The organism is Pseudotabrizicola algicola, from assembly GCF_010915705.1.
Taxonomy (GTDB): Bacteria; Pseudomonadota; Alphaproteobacteria; order Rhodobacterales; family Rhodobacteraceae; genus Pseudotabrizicola; species Pseudotabrizicola algicola.
Genome location: NZ_JAAIKE010000001.1, coordinates 24,638 through 43,574, shown reverse-complemented (window position 1 = coordinate 43,574; position 18,937 = coordinate 24,638). Strand labels below are relative to the sequence as shown.

The following is an 18,937-nucleotide window of genomic DNA, read 5'->3' as shown; positions in this document are numbered from 1 at the left end:
ATACGGGGCGGTCATTGACAGAGTCTTAGTGGGGCGATGCGGGGGCTGCAAGGGCAGCCGGCTTTTTCCGCGGATCGCGGAACGGCGGATCGGTTGTGTTGATCTGCGCACTTGAACGCGGCAAGGCGTGATCTACCATCACTGGGCCATGAACACGCCCAACTTCCCAACCGCCGCGACGCGCGATCATGCCCTGGCGCTGCTGCGCCAGTTTCTGCCGCTCGCTGGCACCGCCTACGCAAAGAACCGCAACCTTCACCGCCCCGGCCATCCGCATGTGTCCCGGTTGTCGCCCTACCTGCGCAGCCGGCTCGTGACCGAAACAGAGGTGATCGACGCCGCCCGCGCCCGGCATGGCGACGGGGCCGATACCTTTGTGGCCGAGGTGCTGTGGCGCGCCTACTGGAAAGGATGGCTCGAAATGCGCCCGCAAGTCTGGCGCGAGACGCGTGCCGGCGTGCTGGCGGCACTCGCACGGCTGGACCGCGACGCCGATCTTGCCCGCACTTACGAAGCGGCCTGCGCGGGCAAGACCGGCATCGACGGCTTTGACGACTGGGCGCAGGATCTGGTCACGACCGGCTATATGCACAACCACCAGCGCATGTGCTTTGCCTCGATCTGGGTGTTCACGTTGCATCTGCCGTGGGAACTGGGGGCCGATTTCTTTCTGCGGCATCTTCTGGATGGCGATCCGGCCTCGAACACGCTGTCATGGCGCTGGGTCGCCGGATTGCACACGCCGGGAAAGACATACCTTGCCAAAGCCGACGTCATAACCGGACTCAGCGACGGGCGGCATCGGCCCAAGGGGCTGGCCGCACTGGATTTTCCGGTGAACGGCGCGCCGAACCCCAAGCCGGGGCCCTGCCCGCAAGGAGGAGTGTGGGATCACCGGTTGCCCACCGCGCTGCTGCTGCACGAGGATGACCTGTCGCCAGACTGGCTGCTGGACGCGGGCCTGCGCCCCCTGTCCACGGCCTTCCTGCTTGCCGCCGACGATCGCTCGCCCCGCCCGGTCTCGCCACTCGTCAAGGATTTCCTGCGCCACGCGACCGATGACTGCAGCCGCCGCCTGTCGGCCGATCTCGCCACCATTCACGGGCCCGTCCAGGGTCCGGGCGCGGTTGACGCGCTGGTGGCCTGGGCGCGGCAAACCGCAGCCTTGCAGATCGTCACCCCCTTTGCTCCGGTCGGGCCGGTGGCAGGCTTGCTTGCCTCGCTCGATGCCCGCCTCGCGGCGGAAAACATCCGCCTTGTGCGGGCAATGCGCCCCTATGATGCCGCGCTCTGGCCGCATGCCACACATGGCTTTTTCCGGTTCCATCAAACGGCGCGCAATCTGGTCTGATCAACGCGTGCCGTGCTCGGCCCCCGAAGGCGCATCAAAGAACACCCGCCGCGCCAGCACCACCCGCGCGGCGGCAGTGACCAGACACAAGCCACCAAAAATCAGCGCCGCCGGGGCGAACAGCCCCGGAAACAGGCAGATCAGCACAAAAAAGGCGATGGTCTCGGTGCCTTCCAGCAATCCGACCGCATAATAGAGCGATTTTTCACCCTGCTGCGTCGTGGTCATCCCGCGCTTGGCGGCGATAATGGCATAGCCCAGAAAACTGGCAGCATTCGCGTAAAATGCCGCCAAAAGAAACGCCCCCGCCACGGCATTCTCTGCGGGGTCCCGCATCACGAAGGCAAGGGGAATCGCGGCATAGAACACAAAGTCGCAGAAGATGTCGAAATAGCCGCCGAAATCGGTCTTGAACGTCGCGCGCGCCACAGCGCCGTCCAGTCCGTCCAGCACGCGACCGACCACCAGCGGCAGCAAAGCCAGCCAGCCCGGCAAGCCTGCCGCGAGGGCCGCCGCCGCCAGCAGGCCAAAGCCGAGGCCAAGCAGCGTTATGCCATCCGCCGTCGCCCCGCGCGCGGCAAGCCAGCGCCCGCCGCGATTCAGTGCCGGATCGATCAAGCGGCGCATGGCCCCGTCCAACATGCTCACCCCCTCCTGCGTGGCAAAGCGCGAAACGCCGCACTGCCTCGCCACCTGTGTCAGCCCGTCACGAACGCTTGTCCAGACAGAATATCCCTTGCGCACAAGACTATGCCTTGCCTATCCCAGCGCTATATCCTGCGACACGCTCAGATCCGGCCCGCCAAGACGGCCATCAAACAGGGGTTTCCATGCTCAGACGCCACTTCCTTCTTGCCACCGCCGCCCTGTTTGCCCTGCCTGCCCAGGCGCAAACCGCTTGGGAATCGGTGCTGGATGCCGCTCGGGGCCAAACCGTGTATTGGCATGCCTGGGGCGGTGACCCGAAGATCAACGATTTCATCGCCTTCGTCGGGCAAGAGGCGCAAGAGCGCCACGGTGTCACCCTCGAGCATGTCAAGCTCGCCTCCACCGCCGATGCGGTCGCCCGCGTTCAGGCCGAGCGCAACGCAGGCACCTTGACCGGCGGGGCGGTCGACCTGATCTGGATCAACGGCGAGAATTTTGCCGCCATGAAGGATCAGGGATTGCTCTTCGGCCCCTTCGCCGAAAGCCTGCCGAATTGGCGCTATGTGGATGTCGCAGGCAAACCCGCTGTTGTCACCGATTTCACCCTGCCGACCGAGGGCTATGAATCGCCTTGGGCGATGGCGCAGCTGGTGTTCGAATATGACAGCGCCCGCCTGCCGGAACCGCCGCAAACCCTCGATGCGCTCAAGGACTGGATCATCGCCCATCCGGGCCGCTTCACCTATCCGCAACCGCCCGATTATCTGGGCCTCACCTTCCTCAAGCAGGTGGCCTATGGCACCCTGTCAGACCCGTCAGTCATGCAGGCCCCTCTGGACGAGGCCAGCTATGAGGCCACCATCGCGCCGATGTGGGCATGGCTCGACGCGGTGACGCCCGCCCTGTGGCGCGCCGGCAAGGCCTATCCGCAGAACGAACCCGCGCTCGGACAACTGCTCGCCGATGCAGAAGTCGACATCGGCTTCGCCTTCAACCCCGGACGCGCCAGCGCCGAGATCGGGGCAGGCAACCTGCCCGAAACCGTGCGCACCTTTACCCTGCAAGGCGGCACCATCGGCAACGCCTCTTTTGTCGCCATCCCCTTTAACGCGGCGCATGCCGCAGGCGCGCAAGTGGTGGCAAACCTGCTGCTCGACCCCGAGATCCAGGCGCGCGCGCAAGACCCGAATGTGCTGGGTTTCCAGACGGTTCTGGACCTTTCCTCGCTCGATGCGCCAGACAAGGCCCGTTTTGACGCGCTCGACCTCGGCATCGCCACCCTGTCGCCTGCCGATCTTGGTCCCGCCTTGCTCGAGCCGCACGCCAGCTGGATGGTGCGCATCAGCCAGGATTGGATGCAGCGCTACGGCGTCGCACAATGATTTGGGGCGGCCCGCTGCGGTGGGCGCCCCGCTTCACCCTGGCACTTCTGGTGGTGCCGGTCGCGGCGGGCCTGCTTGGCACGCTCATTCCGGCATTTTCGAACGATGCCAAGGGCTTTCGCGCGCTTGTTGAATGGCCCGGCCTCTGGCCTGCGGTGCGGCTGTCGCTGGGCACCGGGCTCGGCGCAACCGCGCTATCGCTGGCGATCACGCTTTTGCTGGTGGCCAGCCTCTGGGGAACGCGGCTGTTCGCGCTGATCCTGCACCTTCTCGCGCCCCTGCTGTCGGTGCCACATGCGGCGGCGGCGCTTGGTCTGGCCTTTCTGATCGCCCCCTCGGGCTGGATCGCACGGCTGCTGTCGCCTTGGGCAACGGGCTGGACACAGCCGCCGGACCTCCTGATCCTGAATGATCCTTACGGGCTGTCACTGACACTGGGTCTGATCGCCAAAGAAGTGCCGTTCCTGTTCCTCATGGCGCTGGCCGCCCTGCCGCAAACCGATATCGCGCGTCGGATGCAAGTCGCGCACAGCCTCGGGGCAGGCAAGATCGCGGCCTTTGCGGTTGCGGTTTTGCCCGGCCTCTACCGGCAGTTGCGCCTGCCTGTCTATGCTGTGCTGGCCTATTCGATGACCGCGGTCGAGATGGCGATGATCCTAGGCCCCACCCGCCCCGCCACGCTGTCGGCGCAGGTGGTGATCTGGATGGCAGACCCGATGCTGACCGCACAGGCCACCGCCGCCGCCGGAGCGGTGCTGCAACTCTGCGTCGTCATTGCCGCCTTGCTGCTCTGGACGCTGGTTGAACGCGTCGCCCGCCGCGCACTGGTGCGCCTTGCCGAGGCGGGGGTTCGTGCCCATGCGCTGGACGCTTTTGCGCGGGGCGCGGCGCTGCTGACGGGGGGGCTCACGGCGGGCGCGCTTATCCTCGGGCTGGCGGGGCTTGCGGTCTGGTCGCTGGCGGGGCTCTGGCAGTTCCCCGATGTGCTGCCCCAAAGCCTCAGCTTGCGCACATGGATGCGCGCCGCGCCCGATCTGGTCAGCACGGGCGCGGTGACAGTGATGATCGCAGCGACCGCGACCGCCCTGTCACTGGCGCTGGTGATCGCCTGCCTCGAGGCCGAGCAGCGCTTTGCCCTCTCGCCGCGCGGAGCCGCGCTTTGGGTGCTCTATCTGCCCCTTCTGGTGCCGCAGGTGGCCTTCCTGCCGGGCCTTCAAGGCGCCGCATTGCGCAGCGGCGTCGAAGGGCACTGGCTGGCCGTGGCCGCCGCGCATCTGGTTTTTGTGCTTCCTTATGTTTTTCTGTCGCTCGCCCCCGCCTATCGCGCCTGGGACGGGCGCATCGCCACCGCCGGTCTGGCCCTTGGCGCAAGCCCCGCGCGCGTGTTCTGGCGCCTGCGTCTGCCAATGTTGCTGCGTCCGGTGTTGACGGCGGCGGCGGTCGGGGTGGCGGTGTCGGTCGGACAATACCTGCCGACTCTGCTGATCGGCGGAGGGCGTGTGGAAACCCTGACGACCGAGGCGGTCGCGCTGTCCTCGGGCGGCAACCGCCGCCTGATCGGGGCCTATGCCTTGCTGCAAATGCTGCTGCCTGCCTTGGGCTTTGCCCTCGCGCTGCTGCTGCCCGCCCTTGCCTTCCGCAACCGCCGTGGCATGGCGGTCGCGACATGAGCGGCGCGCTGATCTTGCAGGACCTGCGCATCGATCAGGGAACAACCCCGGTCGTCGCGCTGAACCAGAGCGTCGCACCCGGTGAGGTGCTTACCATCATGGGGCCCTCGGGGTCGGGAAAATCCACCGCGCTTTCGGCGATTCTCGGCACGCTGGCTCCGGCCTTCCGCCAGCAGGGCCGCATCATCCTTGCCGGACGTGACATCACCGCCCTGCCCCCGCATCAACGGCGGGTGGGTCTGCTGTTTCAGGATGATGTGCTCTTTCCGCATCTGTCGGTGGGGGCCAATCTGGCCTTTGCCCTGCCACCGACGATCAAGGGCCGCGCCGCCCGCCGCGCGCTGGTCGATGCCGCTCTGGATCAGGCCGAACTCTCGGGCTTTGCAAGCCGCGATCCCGCCACGCTGTCCGGCGGCCAACGCGCCCGGGTGGCACTCATGCGCACCCTGCTCGCCCAACCCTGCGCCCTGCTGCTGGACGAGCCGTTTTCCCGCCTCGACGCCAGCCTGCGCAGCCAGATCCGCAGCTTTGTGCTCTCGCGCATCCGCCAGAAGGGACTGGCCGCAATTCTGGTGACGCATGATGCCGAAGATGCCCATGCCGCAGGCGGTCCGGTCATCAGCCCGCTGGGCCAGCCCGTCACGCTCTGAACCGGCCCTACCGCGCCAGCAACAATTCGGCCCGCAGCCCGCCCAAGGTCTCGGAGCGGCCCAGCACCAGACGCCCGCCGTGGCTGCGCGCAACATCGGCGGCAATCGAGAGACCAAGCCCGACGCCGCCCCCCCGGTTGGGGTCGCGCGCCGCACCAAGCCGGGCAAAGGGCGCCATCGCCATTTCGCGCTGCGCCTCTGGAATGCCGGGTCCGTCATCCTCGACGACAAAACGGACCGCCCGTTCGCTTGCCGACAGCGTCAGCCGCACGCGCATTCCGTGCCGCAGCGCATTGCCGACCAGATTTTCCACCGCCCGCTGCACGGCCTGCGGGCGCAACCGCAGCACCATCCGCCCGTTCAGGCGCGATTCCCACTCCAGCTGTCCGCCTGACCGCGCCACATTGTCGGCAACCCGCGCGGCAATCTCGGCGGGGTCCACCTCGACCGACTCTTCCATCGCATCGCCACGGGCAAAGGCCAGAAACTCGTCGACCAGCCGCTCCATCTCGCGCACATCGGACAAAAGCGCTGTTACTTCCTCGTCCTCGGGCAGCATCGACAACCCGAGCCGCAGCCGTGTGATCGGCGTGCGCAAATCGTGACTGACCCCCGATAGCATCAGCGTGCGAGTCTCGATCGCCCGCTCGATCCGCGCCCGCATGTCCAGAAACGCCGCCCCTGCCGCCCGCACCTCCAGCGCACCGCGCGGCCGATACGGCACCGCCTCGCCCTTGCCAAAAGCCTCCGCCGCCTCGGCCAGCCGCTTGATCGGGCGCAACTGGTTGCGCAGGAAAATGTAGGCGATAAGCGTCATGAAAACCGACGCCAGCAGCATGATGACCAAAAGCTGATGCGGATTAGAGGCCGAGACCCGCCCCCGCGCCACCGATACCCGCATGGGGCCAAAGCGCGTCTGCTCGGTCAGCAAGACCGTGCCGCGCACACTGGCCAGATCGATCGACACCACATTCGGCAGGCGCTGGCGCAGCTCGGCAATCACCGCGCCTGCGGTCAGATCCTCCCACGCGCGTCGGTCCTCCTCGGCAACCTCTGCCGCAGGCAGTTCCACCCGCATTTCCACCGCCTGCGCCAGCGGCTGCACCGCCGCAAGCGCCGCATCCGCGCTGCCTGCCGCCTCGATCACATCGCGCAGCAGGCTCAGCTCGATCACCACTCCATTCACAAGCTGCCGCGTCACCCCTTCGAAATGGCGCTGGATGAAGGCCACCGACACGATCAACTGGATCGTCACCGTCGGCACGATCAGGATCAGCGCGGCACGGCCGAACAGGCTACGGGGCAAAAAGGGCTTGAGGCTCAGGCGCATGTGATTAGCCTAGCGGCAGCACAGGCCAAAGGAAAGCGCGCAACAGATGCAGGCAGGCAGGGTCGACCGGATAGCCAGAGACATCCGCCGTGTTCTGGCCCCCAACCCCTCGGCCATGACTGGCCCCGGCACCAACAGCTATCTGCTTGGCAGGGGTGCAGGGGTCATCCTTGTCGATCCCGGCCCCGATGACCCTGCCCACCTCGCGTCGCTGCACGCAGCCCTTGACCCGGGTGAAGCGATTGCCGCCATCATCGTGACCCATGCCCACAAAGACCATTCCGCCGCCGCACCCCGGCTGTCGGCGCAGACCGGCGCGCCGGTGCTGGCCTTCGGCGATGCCTACGCAGGGCGCAGCCCACTGATGGAACAGCTTGCGCAAGCCGGACTTTCCGGCGGCGGCGAGGGGACAGACACCCGCTTTCGCCCGGACCGGACTTTGCACGATGGCCAGACCTTGCCATGCGGCGACACGTTGCTGCGGATCATCCATACACCCGGCCACATGGCAGGCCACATCTGCCTTGCGCTCGGAGATGTGCTCCTGTCGGGCGATCACGCAATGGGCTGGGCCTCGAGCCTGATTTCCCCGCCCGATGGCGACATGGGGGCCTATATGACCTCCCTCGCACGTCTCGCCCGCACGCACTGGGCATTGATGCTTCCGGGCCACGGCCCGGAGGTGACAGAGGTCGCCGCGCGGCTGCAAGCCCTGACCACCCACCGCCAGATGCGCGAGGCCGAGGTGCTGACAGCCCTGAGCGCCGCACCCGCCACACCTGCCACCCTGACCCGCGCGATCTACCACAGCATTCCCCCTGCGCTGCACGCCGCAGCCGAAAGAAACGTGCTCGCCCATCTCATTGATCTTGCGCAAAGAAACCTTGTGACCTGCCAAGAACTTCCTGCTTCCGGAACAATCTTTACGAGATGTGATCCCAAGTGACGATTTTTCCCAAATGCCCCTTTACGCCCCCAAAACCAGTTGCTATACGGCCCACGTGTTCCGGCGTAGCTCAGCGGTAGAGCAGTTGACTGTTAATCAATTGGTCGTAGGTTCGATCCCTACCGCCGGAGCCAAAAATCCCTACAAAAACAGCAACTTACCGAAGGTCTAACGACCTCGGTGAGTGTTGCTTTTGGGGGTCATAAGCTCATCAATAGCAGCGGCAGCACCTCACCCGTGCCGAATAGCAAAGCGCCCTACACCGAGGGGTGCAGGGCGCTACGCTAGCGGGGCATGGGGTCACCCTAGCGCTGAGACCGTTCGTTTATCGTCCGACGGTTCCCTTAGGACGCTCGGGGGCTGCCATCATCACCCGAGATTCGCTGTGCTGGCTCCCTTGCATCCGTCGCAGATGCGCAGGGCCTTCACGTCCTCACTGAAGAATGGCTTGGCGCAGCGCATACAGCAGCGCCAGCCGACATGCCGAACCGCAACGGGCGGATGCCGGTCCATGTCCAGCACGGGTTCGCGGCGCTTCCCGCCATCCCATTCCCACGGCTTCGGTTCGCTGAACCCGTATGCCTTGGAAGCTGACGCCATAACAGGCTCACGCGCAACCCGCGCCGCTTTCGGGGCATTGGGTTGCCGTGACGCCTTGTTCCATTCGCGGTCGCAGACGACGCATTGCCTGCCATTGACGTAGCGCTCAGCAACGTGGCCGTGCTTGCATGGTTCGCCCGTGAAGTAGCGGACCAGCCCCTGCCGCTTGGCGTCCTCAAGGGTGACTAGTGTGGTCATCGCCGCCAGACCCCGTTGCCTGTGGCGCGGCGCACATCCCATGACCCCTCGCTGTCCCACCGCCGCAGGCAGTCGAGAAGCACGGGCATGTCGGTGCCGCACAGCTTGCCCGCCTCCACCTCGGCCATGCACTCAGCGGCGAAGGCCTCCGTGCTGCCGTAGATGGCCGCAATAGGTGACGGGCGCGGGTTGCGGGCGGCTTCCAGCTTCGCCACCCGCTTGAGAAGGGCTTGGGCGCTTGCCATCAGGCACGCCCTTCGCCCTTGAGCCAGCGGGGGCGCAGGGACTTGATGGTGCGCTGCATCCGCATCAGCGCTTTCGTCTGTTCCTCGCGCTGCTCCTGCGCCGCGAACACGCGGTCCACGGCGCGGGCGACAGCGCGGGCACTGGGCTGCGGCTTGCTGTGGTCACCCTTAGCCACGGCCTGCACCTTTCAGCTTCTCGAACGCGGCCACCAGCGATGGGGCTGCACTGAGGCACCGGGCAAACTCCATCTCGCCGCGCAGGGCTTCCGTCTCGGCAGCTTCCTCGCGGCGCTTCTGGATGGCATCCAGCGCGGCGCGGTGTTCCTCCGCCTCGCGGTTGCGCTTCGCTTGGCCGCGCAGGTCATCATCGTCAGCGTTCATGTCATGGCCCCCAGTTGCTTGAGCATGTCCAGCGCATCAGCGCGGGGCTTCGCTTGGTTGCTGTTGCGGACGATGTCCCAGAGGGTGCGGATTACGAACTGCCGACGGTCCGCGTCCCCTTCAAGCGTCTCGTCCTTACCCAAGTCGGCAGGGATCAGGCCGAACCGTTGCGCCTCGGTCAGTGTCAGGCACAGCACCTTCACCGAAACTGGCACGGGGGACATCGTCAGCAAAACCCTGCGCGAAGCTTCGTATCGGACGCGCAGGGAATTCGCATTTCGGCCGTTAAGGTCGCACGAAAGGAAACAAAAATGTTTGACACACGTCTGACCCAAATCGAGCTGGCAGCACGATGGAGGATCAGCCACAGGACCCTCGAATACTGGCGCTCTCTTGGTGACGGACCTCGCTTCATCAAGATCGGACGCCGCGTTATCTACCGGATGGAGGATGTCGTGGCATTCGAAAACCGGGAGCTGAGCGAGATCGCACCGGACAAGGCCGGGGGCTGAACCATACCGATTGCCTGCCATCCCCTGTGCGCCAGGACCAGTACAGCACGGCCAATGCAGGGTACATCGCACTGCCGTGCCACCTTCCACGAGGCAAAGGGCGCCGGTCGCTCCCAGCGCGCCTCCTTCACCGCGAGTGCCGACGCCGGGCATCTCGTCAGCGAAAGCTCAAGCGCAAGTACAGCAAAACAGGTCTAATCCGACTAAATCCGGTTTACTCGGCCGACGGAGGGTGTAAAGATTGTACTCAAATACGCAGGCTGCACTTGGAAGGGCCGCACCATGACTGATCGCTGGCTCTCCGTCGAGGAGATCGCTGATTATCTCGGTGTCAGCAAAGATACTGTTTACGGGTGGATTTCCAAGCGCGAGATGCCAGCGCACAAGGTCGGTCGACTTTGGAAATTCAAGACTGACGAAATCGACGAATGGGTCAGAAACGGAAAGGCCGCCGACGACCTAAGCGCCTGATCACAAACCAGGCGAAAAGTGAGAAGATGAATGAAGGACGTTACTTGCATTGACCTTTTTTGCGGTGCCGGTGGATTGACCCACGGCCTCGAGAAAGAGGGCATCAATGTCGTAGCTGGCGTCGACATCGAGGAAAGTTGCCGACACCCTTTCGAGTTCAATAATGATGCCATTTTCATCAAAGAGGACATCAGCAAGGTGTCCGGTGCGAGACTCGACGAGCTTTTCGGGAATGGCGGGGTAAAGGTCCTTGCCGGATGTGCCCCGTGTCAGCCCTTCTCTACATATTCGCAGAGGTACGACGTGCTCAGCAGCCCACGCTGGGGGCTTCTCTATCAGTTCGACCGACTGGTGAAAGAGACGCGTCCAGACATCGTTACCATGGAGAATGTCCCAACCGTTGCGAAACACGCCGTCTTCGACGATTTCTCAGCTTCGCTCGAAAGTCAGGGATACTTCGTTCATAGAGAGGTCATTGACTGCATCAAATACGGCCTTCCCCAGACGAGGCGACGCATGGTCTTGCTTGCTTCAAAATTTGGGCCCATTCGCACCGCCGCACCTGATCTGGAACATGCGCGAAGCGTACGTGATGCAATTGGAGATCTGCCGCCGATTTCCCATGGCGAGAGTTGCTCCGCAGACCCGTTACATACCGCATCGCGGCTGTCGCCGCTAAACGTCGAACGTATTCGTGCTTCCAAGCCCGGCGGTTCTTGGCGTGATTGGCCAGAGCATCTGGTCGCCGCGTGTCATAAGAAAGATAGCGGCAAGACGTACCCTGGCGTTTACGGCAGGATGGAGTGGGACAACCCTGCGCCGACTCTGACTACTCAATATTACGGGTTCGGGAACGGACGATTTGGGCACCCGGACCAAGACAGAGCAATTTCATTGAGAGAGGGCGCGATCCTCCAAGGCTTCCCTACGACCTATTCGTTCGTGCCTGAGGGCGAGCCTATCCATTTTAAATCCTTGGGTCGAATGATTGGTAACGCCGTCCCAGTAACCTTGGGCGAAGTGATTGGGCGAAGCATCATTGCCCATCTTCAGCAATTTTCTGATGCCGACCTGAATTCGGAAAGACAATCGCTCAATGGCGAATGCAAGCCCCTCGTCGCCTGAGGCCAGCCGTAGAATGGCGCGCGTGCGGCAAAAGGGCACGCGAGCGGAGCTGAATCTCCGCAAGGCTCTGCATGCCCAAGGCCTGCGTTATCGGCTCCATGTTCCACTTCTGGCGAAGCCCAGACGCATCGCAGATATCGTGTTTCCTGCGACCAAGATTGCCGTGTTCGTCGATGGATGCTTTTGGCACGGGTGTCCCGAGCATGCCTCTTGGCCTAAGAGCAACGCCGATTTCTGGCGCCAGAAAATCGAAACCAATCGCTCACGGGACGCAGACACTGACCAACGGCTGCAGGCTCTTGGGTGGGAGTCGGTTCGCATCTGGGAGCATGAAGATGCCAACCACGCCGCGAGCCGCATTGCAGAACTCGTACGCGCACGCAGAAAGAATGGGGCCCAACCATGACCATGACAGCAGACGAATTGATGGCCGCGGTAGCTCACTCTGCTGCGCCGGAACCGGGCCAACTCGTCGAGGCTCGTCGTCGCCAATGGATGGTCTCGGAAGTCAACGGCGGGTCGGTCGCACCCGGTTTGCCCAAACGGCATCTCGTCCGGTTGGCCTCCATCGACGAGGATGCGCTCGGCGAAGAGATTGAGGTCCTCTGGGAGCTCGAGCCAGGAGCTCATGTCATCGAGAGGGCCGGTTTGCCTCGCTTGACCGGCTTGGACGACCCTTCGACACTGCAAGCCTTCCTTGATGCAGTCGTATGGGGTGCCGCGACGAACGCTGATCGGGGCTATTTGCAGGCCCCATTCCGCAGCGGTGTAAGCATCGAAGATTACCAACTGGATCCGCTCGTGCGAGCAATCGACATGGCGCGCACCAATCTTCTGATCGCCGACGACGTCGGCCTCGGCAAGACCATTGAGGCCGGGCTCGTCATTCAAGAGATGCTCCTGCGTCACCGCGCCCGCACGGTCCTCGTGCTCTGCCCTGCCTCCTTGCAGGAAAAGTGGCGAGTCGAGATGCAGGAGAAGTTCGGGCTCGAGTTCCGGATCGTCGATACGGACTATGTCAAGCGTTTGCGCCGCGAGCGCGGTCTCCACGCTAATCCGTGGACGTCTTTTCCCCGTCTGATCACCTCAGTGGACTGGGCCAAACAGGGCGAAGGATTGCGCCTTCTGCGGGACGCACTGCCCCCGCATGTGAGCCATCCCAGGAAGTTCGACCTGCTCATCATCGACGAGGCTCACAACGTCGCCCCGACCGTCGGCCGCTATGCCGTCGAAAGCCTCAGGACGCGGCTTGTTCGTCTGGCCGCGCCACACTTCCAACACAAGCTGTTTCTCACGGCCACGCCGCATGACGGCTATACTGAATCCTTCACCGCGCTCCTTGAGCTTCTCGACGATCAGAGGTTCGCGAGAAATGTCCTTCCGAGTGACCCCCAGTTGACCCGCGTTATGGTCCGTCGGCTAAAGAGCGATCTGGTCGACGCCAACGGCAAGCGCATCTATCCCGAGCGGAGACTTGAGGCATTGCCGGTAGAATATGAGGGCGACGAGAGGAATGCCCGGAGCCAACTCGACGCATACATCAAGAGCCGCGAAGGCGGTGCTGATGGAGGACGGGCCGTCGATCACTTCGTACACCAGTTGCTGCGCAAGCGCCTATCATCATCTCCTGCTGCGTTCGCCGCCACGCTGGAGCGGCATATAGCGACGATCGAAGGTCGCTCGGTTAGCGACCGCAGCCAGAAAAAATTCGATGACCGCATTCTTCGGCGAGCGATAGCCAAGACCGAAGAGGACTACGCGGACGACGCGCAGCGCGACGCCGCCGAGGCGGAAGCGATTGAGGAAGCAGGCAAGCACGTCCGGCCACCGACCGACGAAGAACGCCGGATGCTTGACCGGCTGCGATCCTGGGCTCAGCAGGCGGCTCGTCGGTCCGACGCCAAGGCCACCGCCGTACTGGATTGGCTGGCCAGTCACCTGAAGGACGGTGACAGATGGACGAATGAACGAGTGATCCTGTTCACGGAGTATCGCGCCACTCAGCAATGGATGCAGGAGATCCTCGCATCGAACGGCTTCGGGGGCGACAGGTTGGCTCTCATCTATGGCGGCATGGACCCAAAAGAACGCGAGAGCGTGAAGGCCGCGTTCCAAGCGAACCCCTCGGAATCCCCGGTCAGGATTTTGCTGGCGACAGATGCTGCATCAGAAGGCATCGACCTCCAGAACCATTGCCATCTGATGATCCACCTCGAAATCCCATACAACCCGAATGTAATGGAACAGAGGAACGGCCGCATCGACCGCCATGGGCAACGCGCCGGCGAAGTCGTCATATGGCATCCGGTAGATGCCGAAGGCGGCCAAGGCGACGACATCCTGCGCGCGCTCCGCAAGCTGGATGCGATGCGCGCCGACATGGGCAGCGTAAATCCAGTCATTGCGCCGCAACTACCTGATTTGCTTGAAGGACGCCGCCGTGACCTGGACACGAGGGAAGCCGAAATACGCATGGAGAAGTCTCGCCGTTTCGTGAAGGCTGAACGCGATCTTCGCGATCGTGTGGCAAAACTCCACGAACGGCTGAGCGAGACTCGACGTGAACAAAGCCTCGTGCCCGACCACATTCAGCGCGCCGTCAGCACTGCACTTCGTCTTGCGGACAAACCTGACCTGGAACCCGTTTCCCTGACGGGCGCTCCGGATGGCACGGTTTTCCGAATGCCGCCCCTCTCGGGTTCCTGGTCCCGTTGCCTTGAGGGGCTAGAACACCCGTATACACAGAAGGTCCGCCCCATCACCTTCGACCACGATGTGGCCAAGGGACGAGATGACGTCGTCCTCATTCACCTCAACCATCGACTTGTTCAGATGAGCCTGCGGCTCTTGCGCGCGGAAATCTGGGCCCGTGACGACGTAAAGAAGCTCCACCGGGCAACCGTACGCTCTCTCCCGGATGGGGAAATCGAAGGACCAGCCGTGGTGGTGATGTCCCGGCTCGTCGTGACCGGCGGGAACCATCACCGCCTGCACGAGGAGCTCACGGAGGCTGGCGGCTATATGCGTGATACCGGTTTCCGACGTGAGGGGGTCACGGAAGTTCGGCGTTGGCTCGAACAATCTCAGCCTGCGGCACTGTCGGATGCAACATTCGACGCCTTGAGGACACGTTTCGACAAGCAGCGTGATAGCATTTTGGCGGCCGTCGACGCTCGATCCAAGGACCGTCTCCGTTTTCTGGTGAACACGATCGAGACCCGCAAGCGCAAGGAAGCCGAGGACATCCGCCAAGTTCTGGACGACCTCGAAAAGGCGCTGAAAACCGAGATCGCCGCAGAGCAAATACCCGTCCAGCTCTCACTTTTCTCAGAAGACGAACGGACGCAGCTCAAGCGCGACCTTGCAGCCCTGGAAGCACGCTTGGCCAGAATCCCGAACGAGCGCGAGCAGGAGCTGAAGGCGATCGAGGAACGGCATTCCAATGCCGTCGACCATACGTTCCCCGTGGCCGTCGTGCTGCTGGTTCCGGATTCCCTCGCGACGGAGAAGCGCAGATGAGCAACGATCACGAATGGCTGAACCTGATCGAAGTATCAGGGCCCTTCCTCGCGGTGCCCGTGCTGCGCGACGTCTTTCCTCAAGGCCTCGAGGCGCTGCACTCGGGACGACCTCAGCGACTTCGGCGCACCTACGAGGAATGGCGTGATGCAGTCGACACAGACGATCTCGACCTTTCCGCGCTGCACGCGGCTTGGATAGATGATGTGCTGATAAATGCTCTCGAGATGGACGAGACGGTCCTTCGCAGGGGGGTGGCGCTGCCCGAGCAGCTGACTGTCTCGTTGCCAGAACACGGGGTCGAAGTCGCGCCCGATCTGGCTATCGTGAACCCCACGAACTCCGACGAGCCGCTCCTGCTCATCCAAGTTTACGGACCCGATACTGATCTTGATGCGACGCGCCGCTTCGATGGCCTGGCGATTACCCCGGCCGATCGAATGGTCGCTCTGCTCCGGGCGACTGGATGTCCAACTGGCGTCGTCACCAATGGCGAGCGCTGGATGCTCGTCCACGCGCCCGTAGGCGCCGTGGCAAGCTTCGCGAGCTGGTATGCGCGCCTTTGGGGTCAGGAACCAGAAACGTTGCGGGCATTCGTCAGCCTTCTGGGCGTCCGCCGCTTTTTCGGCCCCGACGACGGCAAGCTTCCGGCGCTCTATGAACGATCCCTGAAGCATCAGGATGACGTTACCGAAGCGCTCGGAGAACAAGTCCGCCGCGCCGTCGAAGTACTCGTCCAGGCTCTCGACCGCGCCGACCAGGACCGAAATCGCGAACTCTTGCGTGACGTCGATCCGCGAGAGCTCTATGAGGCCGGCCTGACCGTGATGATGCGGCTCGTGTTTTTGCTGGCTGCCGAGGAACGCGCCCTACTGCTGCTCGGCGACCCGCGTTACGACGCCTTCTACGCCATCTCCAGCCTCCGGATGCAGTTGCGCGCGGACTCCGAGGAAATCCTCGAGCGCCGTCGGTCCGCGTGGTCGCGGCTGCTCGCCCTGTTTCGCGGCGTGTATGGCGGGATCGATCACCCGACCCTGCAGCTACCGGCGCTCGGAGGTTCTCTGTTCGACCCGGATCGCTATCCTTTCCTCGAAGGGCGGAAGAAGGGTACGAGTTGGCGAAGCGATCCGGCCGAACCACTGCCGATCGACGATCGCACCGTTCTCCTGCTGTTGGACGCGATCCAGATCTTCGAAGGTCGCACGCTGTCCTACCGCGCGCTCGACGTGGAACAGATCGGGCATGTCTACGAGGGCCTCCTCGAGCGCACTGTGAAGCGCGTCGATGACGTCACACTCGAACTAGATGGCGGATCGAAGGCCAGAGCCCGCGTGTGACGCTCGGCGAAATGGAGTCGGCGCGACTCGATGGCGCTGTCAGAGTGGCCGAACTGCTCAAGGAGCGGAGCGAACGATCGGAGTCCGCCATCCGCAACGCCCTCGAACGGACGGCCGACGATCGGCTTGCGGCACGTCTGCTCAGCGTCTGTCGTGGTGATGTCGGTCTGCGCGACCGCATTCTACCCTATGCGCCGCTACTGCGGACCGACCCCTGGGGCTATCCGCTCGTGCACCACAAGGGCGCGTTCGTCGTAGTCCTCGGTGCCGACCGGCGCGAGAGCGGCACGCACTACACGCCTAAGAGCCTGACCGAAAAGATCGTCGCAGAAACGCTGACGCCGGTCGCCTACCGCGGCCCGGCCGAAGGCAAGGTGCCCGAGGACTGGGAGCTGAAGAGCGCCGAAGAGCTGCTGGATCTCAAGATCTGCGACCCTGCGATGGGGTCCGGCGCCTTCCTGGTGCAGGCGTGCCGTTGGCTCTCCGACCGCTTGGTCGAGGCCTGGGCGGCGGCCGAGGCCGACGGCAAGCGGATCGACAGCGAAGGACGCATCTTCGATGATGCGACCGAGGGGTTCGACCCGCTGTCGCAGGACGTCGAGGAACGCGCGATCGTCGCACGTCGCCTCGTAGCGGAACGGTGCCTCTATGGCGTCGACAAGAACCCGCTTGCCGTGGAGCTGGCCAAGCTCTCGCTCTGGCTCACCACCATGTCAAAGGGGCGGCCCTTTGGCTTCCTCGACCACAACCTGCGCAGCGGAGACAGCCTCCTCGGGATCCATGACATCCGGCAACTGACCGAACTCAGCATGGTCCCGAAGGGGTCCAAGCAGCTCAGGTTGTTTGGCCGGAGTATTCAGGCTGCTGTCGACAAGGCCATCGAACTGCGCACCCGCTTGCGCTCAATCCCCATCCGGGACATCGGGGATGTGGATGCGATGGCCGCGCTTGACAGGGAATCAAGGGAAATCCTGAATGCGACCTTCGAATTAGCCGACAGATTGGTTCGCTCTTCGATTAATCACTCAAAGAAGGCACGCGAACTTAGAACCGCACTACAGGTTCTAGCTTCCGACGCCGACAAGCTTTTCTCGACCGGTGGTAGCGTTGAAAAGAAGAGGAGGGATGACTTTTTCCATTGGCCCCTTGAGTACCCTGAGGTGTTCCTTGATGGCGATTGTGGCTTTGATGCGATCATTGGCAACCCCCCCTATGTTAACGCCGTGGTGCTATCGGATGCTGACGAATCCGGGAATTTGAAGAAATTTCTTACTGTGGATTATGAATCGGCGAAGGGAACTTATGATCTCTATGTGCTGTTCTTCGAACAGGCCATTCGCATTTGCGGACGTGAGGGAGTAATTGGGTTCATTATTCCAAATAAAATATTGAGCGCCGAGTATGCAGAAGCCCTCAGGGGATTGTTCATCAGGGATGCGGAAATACAGGCCATTTCAGATTATTCGTCGATCAAGGTATTTTCAGCGAGCGTCTATCCGGTGGTCTTGGTTCTGAGGCGAAAGAAGACCGATGCCGACTGCTCAATTGAGGTAATGCAAAAGGGACCGCGCCGTTTTGTGAAGCAATCAGCCTTTGCGAAAGCACCGTCATATCTGTGGGCATTTATTCTTACGGACTTTGCGGAACTTGTTGAGGCTGCATTGCTGAATACCAGACCGCTTGGATCTCTTGCCACGGTATCTGGCGCGGCTACCGTGGCAGAAGCCTATGAAATAAAGCCTGCGGTAAGGGAATTAGGCGGAACAGAGGTGCCACCCAATTTTTGTAGGTTTGTCGTGAGCGGGAACATTCGGCCTTTCCGCACTACTTGGGATGTTGCTCCAGTCCAATATTTGAAAAGTCGGTTTGACAAACCTGTTGTCAACCTCAACCAAATTCCAGAGGGTCGCCGGACTCAGGCTCAAAAACCGAAAGTAATCATATCGGGTATGGCCAAGCGTCCTGTTGCAGCACTCGATGCAAATGGGGAGTACCTTTCGGGGAAGTCAACGGTAATAGTCTACGACCCAAAAGAGACAGTAGATTTGAGCGCAATAACAGCGATCCTGAATTCCAGGATCGCGGCTCTGATTTATTTTGGTCTCTACAGCGGGCTAGCGCTTTCCGGAGGCTACTTGAGGTTTGGGCCGCCACAAATTTCCGCATTTCCAGTGCCTAAGAAGTTGGATCTAGGAGAAATCGCATCAAGCTCGCCTGAAGAAATCGAAGCTGTAATTTGTCGTGCGTATTCGGTGAGCGCCGCCAGTGTAACAGCAGCATTCGCTAGAAACTTTGGCGAACCCGTAGAAAATGAAGGGGTTGAATTGGAAACGGAAGACGAATGATGGCGTGCATAGATAGCCAAATTTCCTACTTCTTTTCCGTACCAGAATGGGCATCCATGCCAGTCGGAGCAAATTGCCGCTGGCTTGGGAAGTCGGACACTCGCGCTTGTGTTGAAATTCATGGCGCCCAGTGGAGTACCGCGATCAATGATCTGTTGGCGCACGGCACCGTCGAACGTCAGGGCGAACGCCGCAGCGCCCGCTACCGCATTTCAGAGAGTGATTGA

20 protein-coding genes and 1 tRNA gene are annotated in these 18,937 nt (G+C 62.6%); 14 read left to right on the top strand and 7 right to left on the bottom strand.

Annotated features, from left to right (window positions below):
- Positions 1-127: 127 nt before the first annotated feature.
- A complete protein-coding gene (locus tag G3572_RS00215; RefSeq protein WP_354003969.1) occupies positions 128-1,351 on the top strand; it encodes an FAD-binding domain-containing protein in 1,224 nt (407 codons plus the stop codon).
- Here the strand turns inward: G3572_RS00215 and G3572_RS00210 are convergent, their stop codons facing one another.
- The gene (locus G3572_RS00210) at positions 1,352-1,993 is read right to left on the bottom strand and encodes a CDP-alcohol phosphatidyltransferase family protein (RefSeq protein WP_164608671.1); all 642 of its coding nucleotides are present in this window, start codon (positions 1,991-1,993) and stop codon (positions 1,352-1,354) included.
- 188 nt (positions 1,994-2,181) lie between these two features.
- Between G3572_RS00210 and G3572_RS00205 the strand changes: the two genes are divergently transcribed.
- From G3572_RS00205 to G3572_RS00195, 3 genes are read left to right on the top strand one after another with little or no spacing between them, the layout of a single operon-like run.
- Positions 2,182-3,381, top strand: coding sequence for an ABC transporter substrate-binding protein (locus G3572_RS00205; RefSeq protein ID WP_164608670.1), 1,200 nt, complete (start codon positions 2,182-2,184; stop codon positions 3,379-3,381).
- Positions 3,378-5,051 (top strand): ABC transporter permease, encoded by a 1,674-nt coding sequence (locus tag G3572_RS00200; RefSeq protein WP_164608669.1) that lies wholly within the window; start codon positions 3,378-3,380, stop codon positions 5,049-5,051. Before G3572_RS00205 ends, G3572_RS00200 begins: the two co-directional genes overlap by 4 nt.
- A complete protein-coding gene (locus G3572_RS00195; protein WP_164608668.1) occupies positions 5,048-5,701 on the top strand; it encodes an ATP-binding cassette domain-containing protein in 654 nt (217 codons plus the stop codon). Before G3572_RS00200 ends, G3572_RS00195 begins: the two co-directional genes overlap by 4 nt.
- Before the next feature lie 7 nt (positions 5,702-5,708).
- On the opposite strand, the gene G3572_RS00190 is transcribed toward G3572_RS00195, so the two are convergent.
- Positions 5,709-7,031, bottom strand: a complete 1,323-nt coding sequence (locus G3572_RS00190) for an ATP-binding protein (RefSeq protein ID WP_164608667.1) — start codon at positions 7,029-7,031, stop codon at positions 5,709-5,711.
- Positions 7,032-7,077: 46 nt separating this feature from the next.
- Between G3572_RS00190 and G3572_RS00185 the strand changes: the two genes are divergently transcribed.
- On the top strand, positions 7,078-7,977 hold the full coding sequence (locus tag G3572_RS00185) for an MBL fold metallo-hydrolase (RefSeq protein WP_164608666.1): 900 nt from the start codon (positions 7,078-7,080) through the stop codon (positions 7,975-7,977).
- Between the two features lie 59 nt (positions 7,978-8,036).
- A tRNA-Asn gene (locus G3572_RS00180) sits at positions 8,037-8,111 on the top strand.
- A 235-nt stretch (positions 8,112-8,346) separates the two neighbouring features.
- Here the strand turns inward: G3572_RS00180 and G3572_RS00175 are convergent.
- From G3572_RS00175 to G3572_RS00155, 5 genes are read right to left on the bottom strand one after another with little or no spacing between them, the layout of a single operon-like run.
- The gene (locus G3572_RS00175; protein ID WP_164608665.1) at positions 8,347-8,775 is read right to left on the bottom strand and encodes a hypothetical protein; all 429 of its coding nucleotides are present in this window, start codon (positions 8,773-8,775) and stop codon (positions 8,347-8,349) included.
- A complete protein-coding gene (locus G3572_RS00170) occupies positions 8,772-9,020 on the bottom strand; it encodes a hypothetical protein (RefSeq protein ID WP_164608664.1) in 249 nt (82 codons plus the stop codon). The genes G3572_RS00175 and G3572_RS00170 overlap by 4 nt, the downstream gene beginning before the upstream one ends.
- A complete protein-coding gene (locus tag G3572_RS00165; protein WP_164608663.1) occupies positions 9,020-9,196 on the bottom strand; it encodes a hypothetical protein in 177 nt (58 codons plus the stop codon). The genes G3572_RS00170 and G3572_RS00165 overlap by 1 nt, the downstream gene beginning before the upstream one ends.
- Positions 9,189-9,401: a hypothetical protein gene (locus G3572_RS00160; RefSeq protein ID WP_164608662.1), complete on the bottom strand. Its 213-nt coding sequence runs from the start codon at positions 9,399-9,401 to the stop codon at positions 9,189-9,191. The genes G3572_RS00165 and G3572_RS00160 overlap by 8 nt, the downstream gene beginning before the upstream one ends.
- Positions 9,398-9,625 (bottom strand): hypothetical protein, encoded by a 228-nt coding sequence (locus G3572_RS00155; protein ID WP_164608661.1) that lies wholly within the window; start codon positions 9,623-9,625, stop codon positions 9,398-9,400. Before G3572_RS00155 ends, G3572_RS00160 begins: the two co-directional genes overlap by 4 nt.
- Positions 9,626-9,712: 87 nt before the next feature.
- Between G3572_RS00155 and G3572_RS00150 the strand changes: the two genes are divergently transcribed.
- From G3572_RS00150 to G3572_RS00115, 8 genes are all read left to right on the top strand, one after another.
- Positions 9,713-9,913, top strand: coding sequence for a helix-turn-helix transcriptional regulator (locus G3572_RS00150; RefSeq protein WP_164608660.1), 201 nt, complete (start codon positions 9,713-9,715; stop codon positions 9,911-9,913).
- A gap of 282 nt (positions 9,914-10,195) precedes the next feature.
- Positions 10,196-10,384, top strand: coding sequence for a methylation-associated defense system helix-turn-helix domain-containing protein MAD1 (mads1, locus tag G3572_RS00145; RefSeq protein ID WP_164608659.1), 189 nt, complete (start codon positions 10,196-10,198; stop codon positions 10,382-10,384).
- Between the two features lie 30 nt (positions 10,385-10,414).
- Entirely contained in the window at positions 10,415-11,509 is a 1,095-nt protein-coding gene (locus G3572_RS00140; RefSeq protein WP_164608658.1) for a DNA cytosine methyltransferase, read from the top strand.
- A complete protein-coding gene (locus G3572_RS00135; protein WP_205518390.1) occupies positions 11,481-11,915 on the top strand; it encodes a very short patch repair endonuclease in 435 nt (144 codons plus the stop codon). Before G3572_RS00140 ends, G3572_RS00135 begins: the two co-directional genes overlap by 29 nt.
- On the top strand, positions 11,912-15,028 hold the full coding sequence (gene drmD, locus G3572_RS00130) for a DISARM system SNF2-like helicase DrmD (RefSeq protein WP_240335365.1): 3,117 nt from the start codon (positions 11,912-11,914) through the stop codon (positions 15,026-15,028). Before G3572_RS00135 ends, drmD begins: the two co-directional genes overlap by 4 nt.
- Complete coding sequence (locus G3572_RS21830) at positions 15,025-16,365, top strand: type IIL restriction-modification enzyme MmeI (protein WP_205518388.1); 1,341 nt, start codon at positions 15,025-15,027, stop codon at positions 16,363-16,365. Before drmD ends, G3572_RS21830 begins: the two co-directional genes overlap by 4 nt.
- Positions 16,362-18,710, top strand: a complete 2,349-nt coding sequence (locus G3572_RS22340; RefSeq protein ID WP_205518385.1) for an Eco57I restriction-modification methylase domain-containing protein — start codon at positions 16,362-16,364, stop codon at positions 18,708-18,710. The genes G3572_RS21830 and G3572_RS22340 overlap by 4 nt, the downstream gene beginning before the upstream one ends.
- Positions 18,707-18,937, top strand: a complete 231-nt coding sequence (locus G3572_RS00115) for a hypothetical protein (RefSeq protein ID WP_164608656.1) — start codon at positions 18,707-18,709, stop codon at positions 18,935-18,937. The genes G3572_RS22340 and G3572_RS00115 overlap by 4 nt, the downstream gene beginning before the upstream one ends.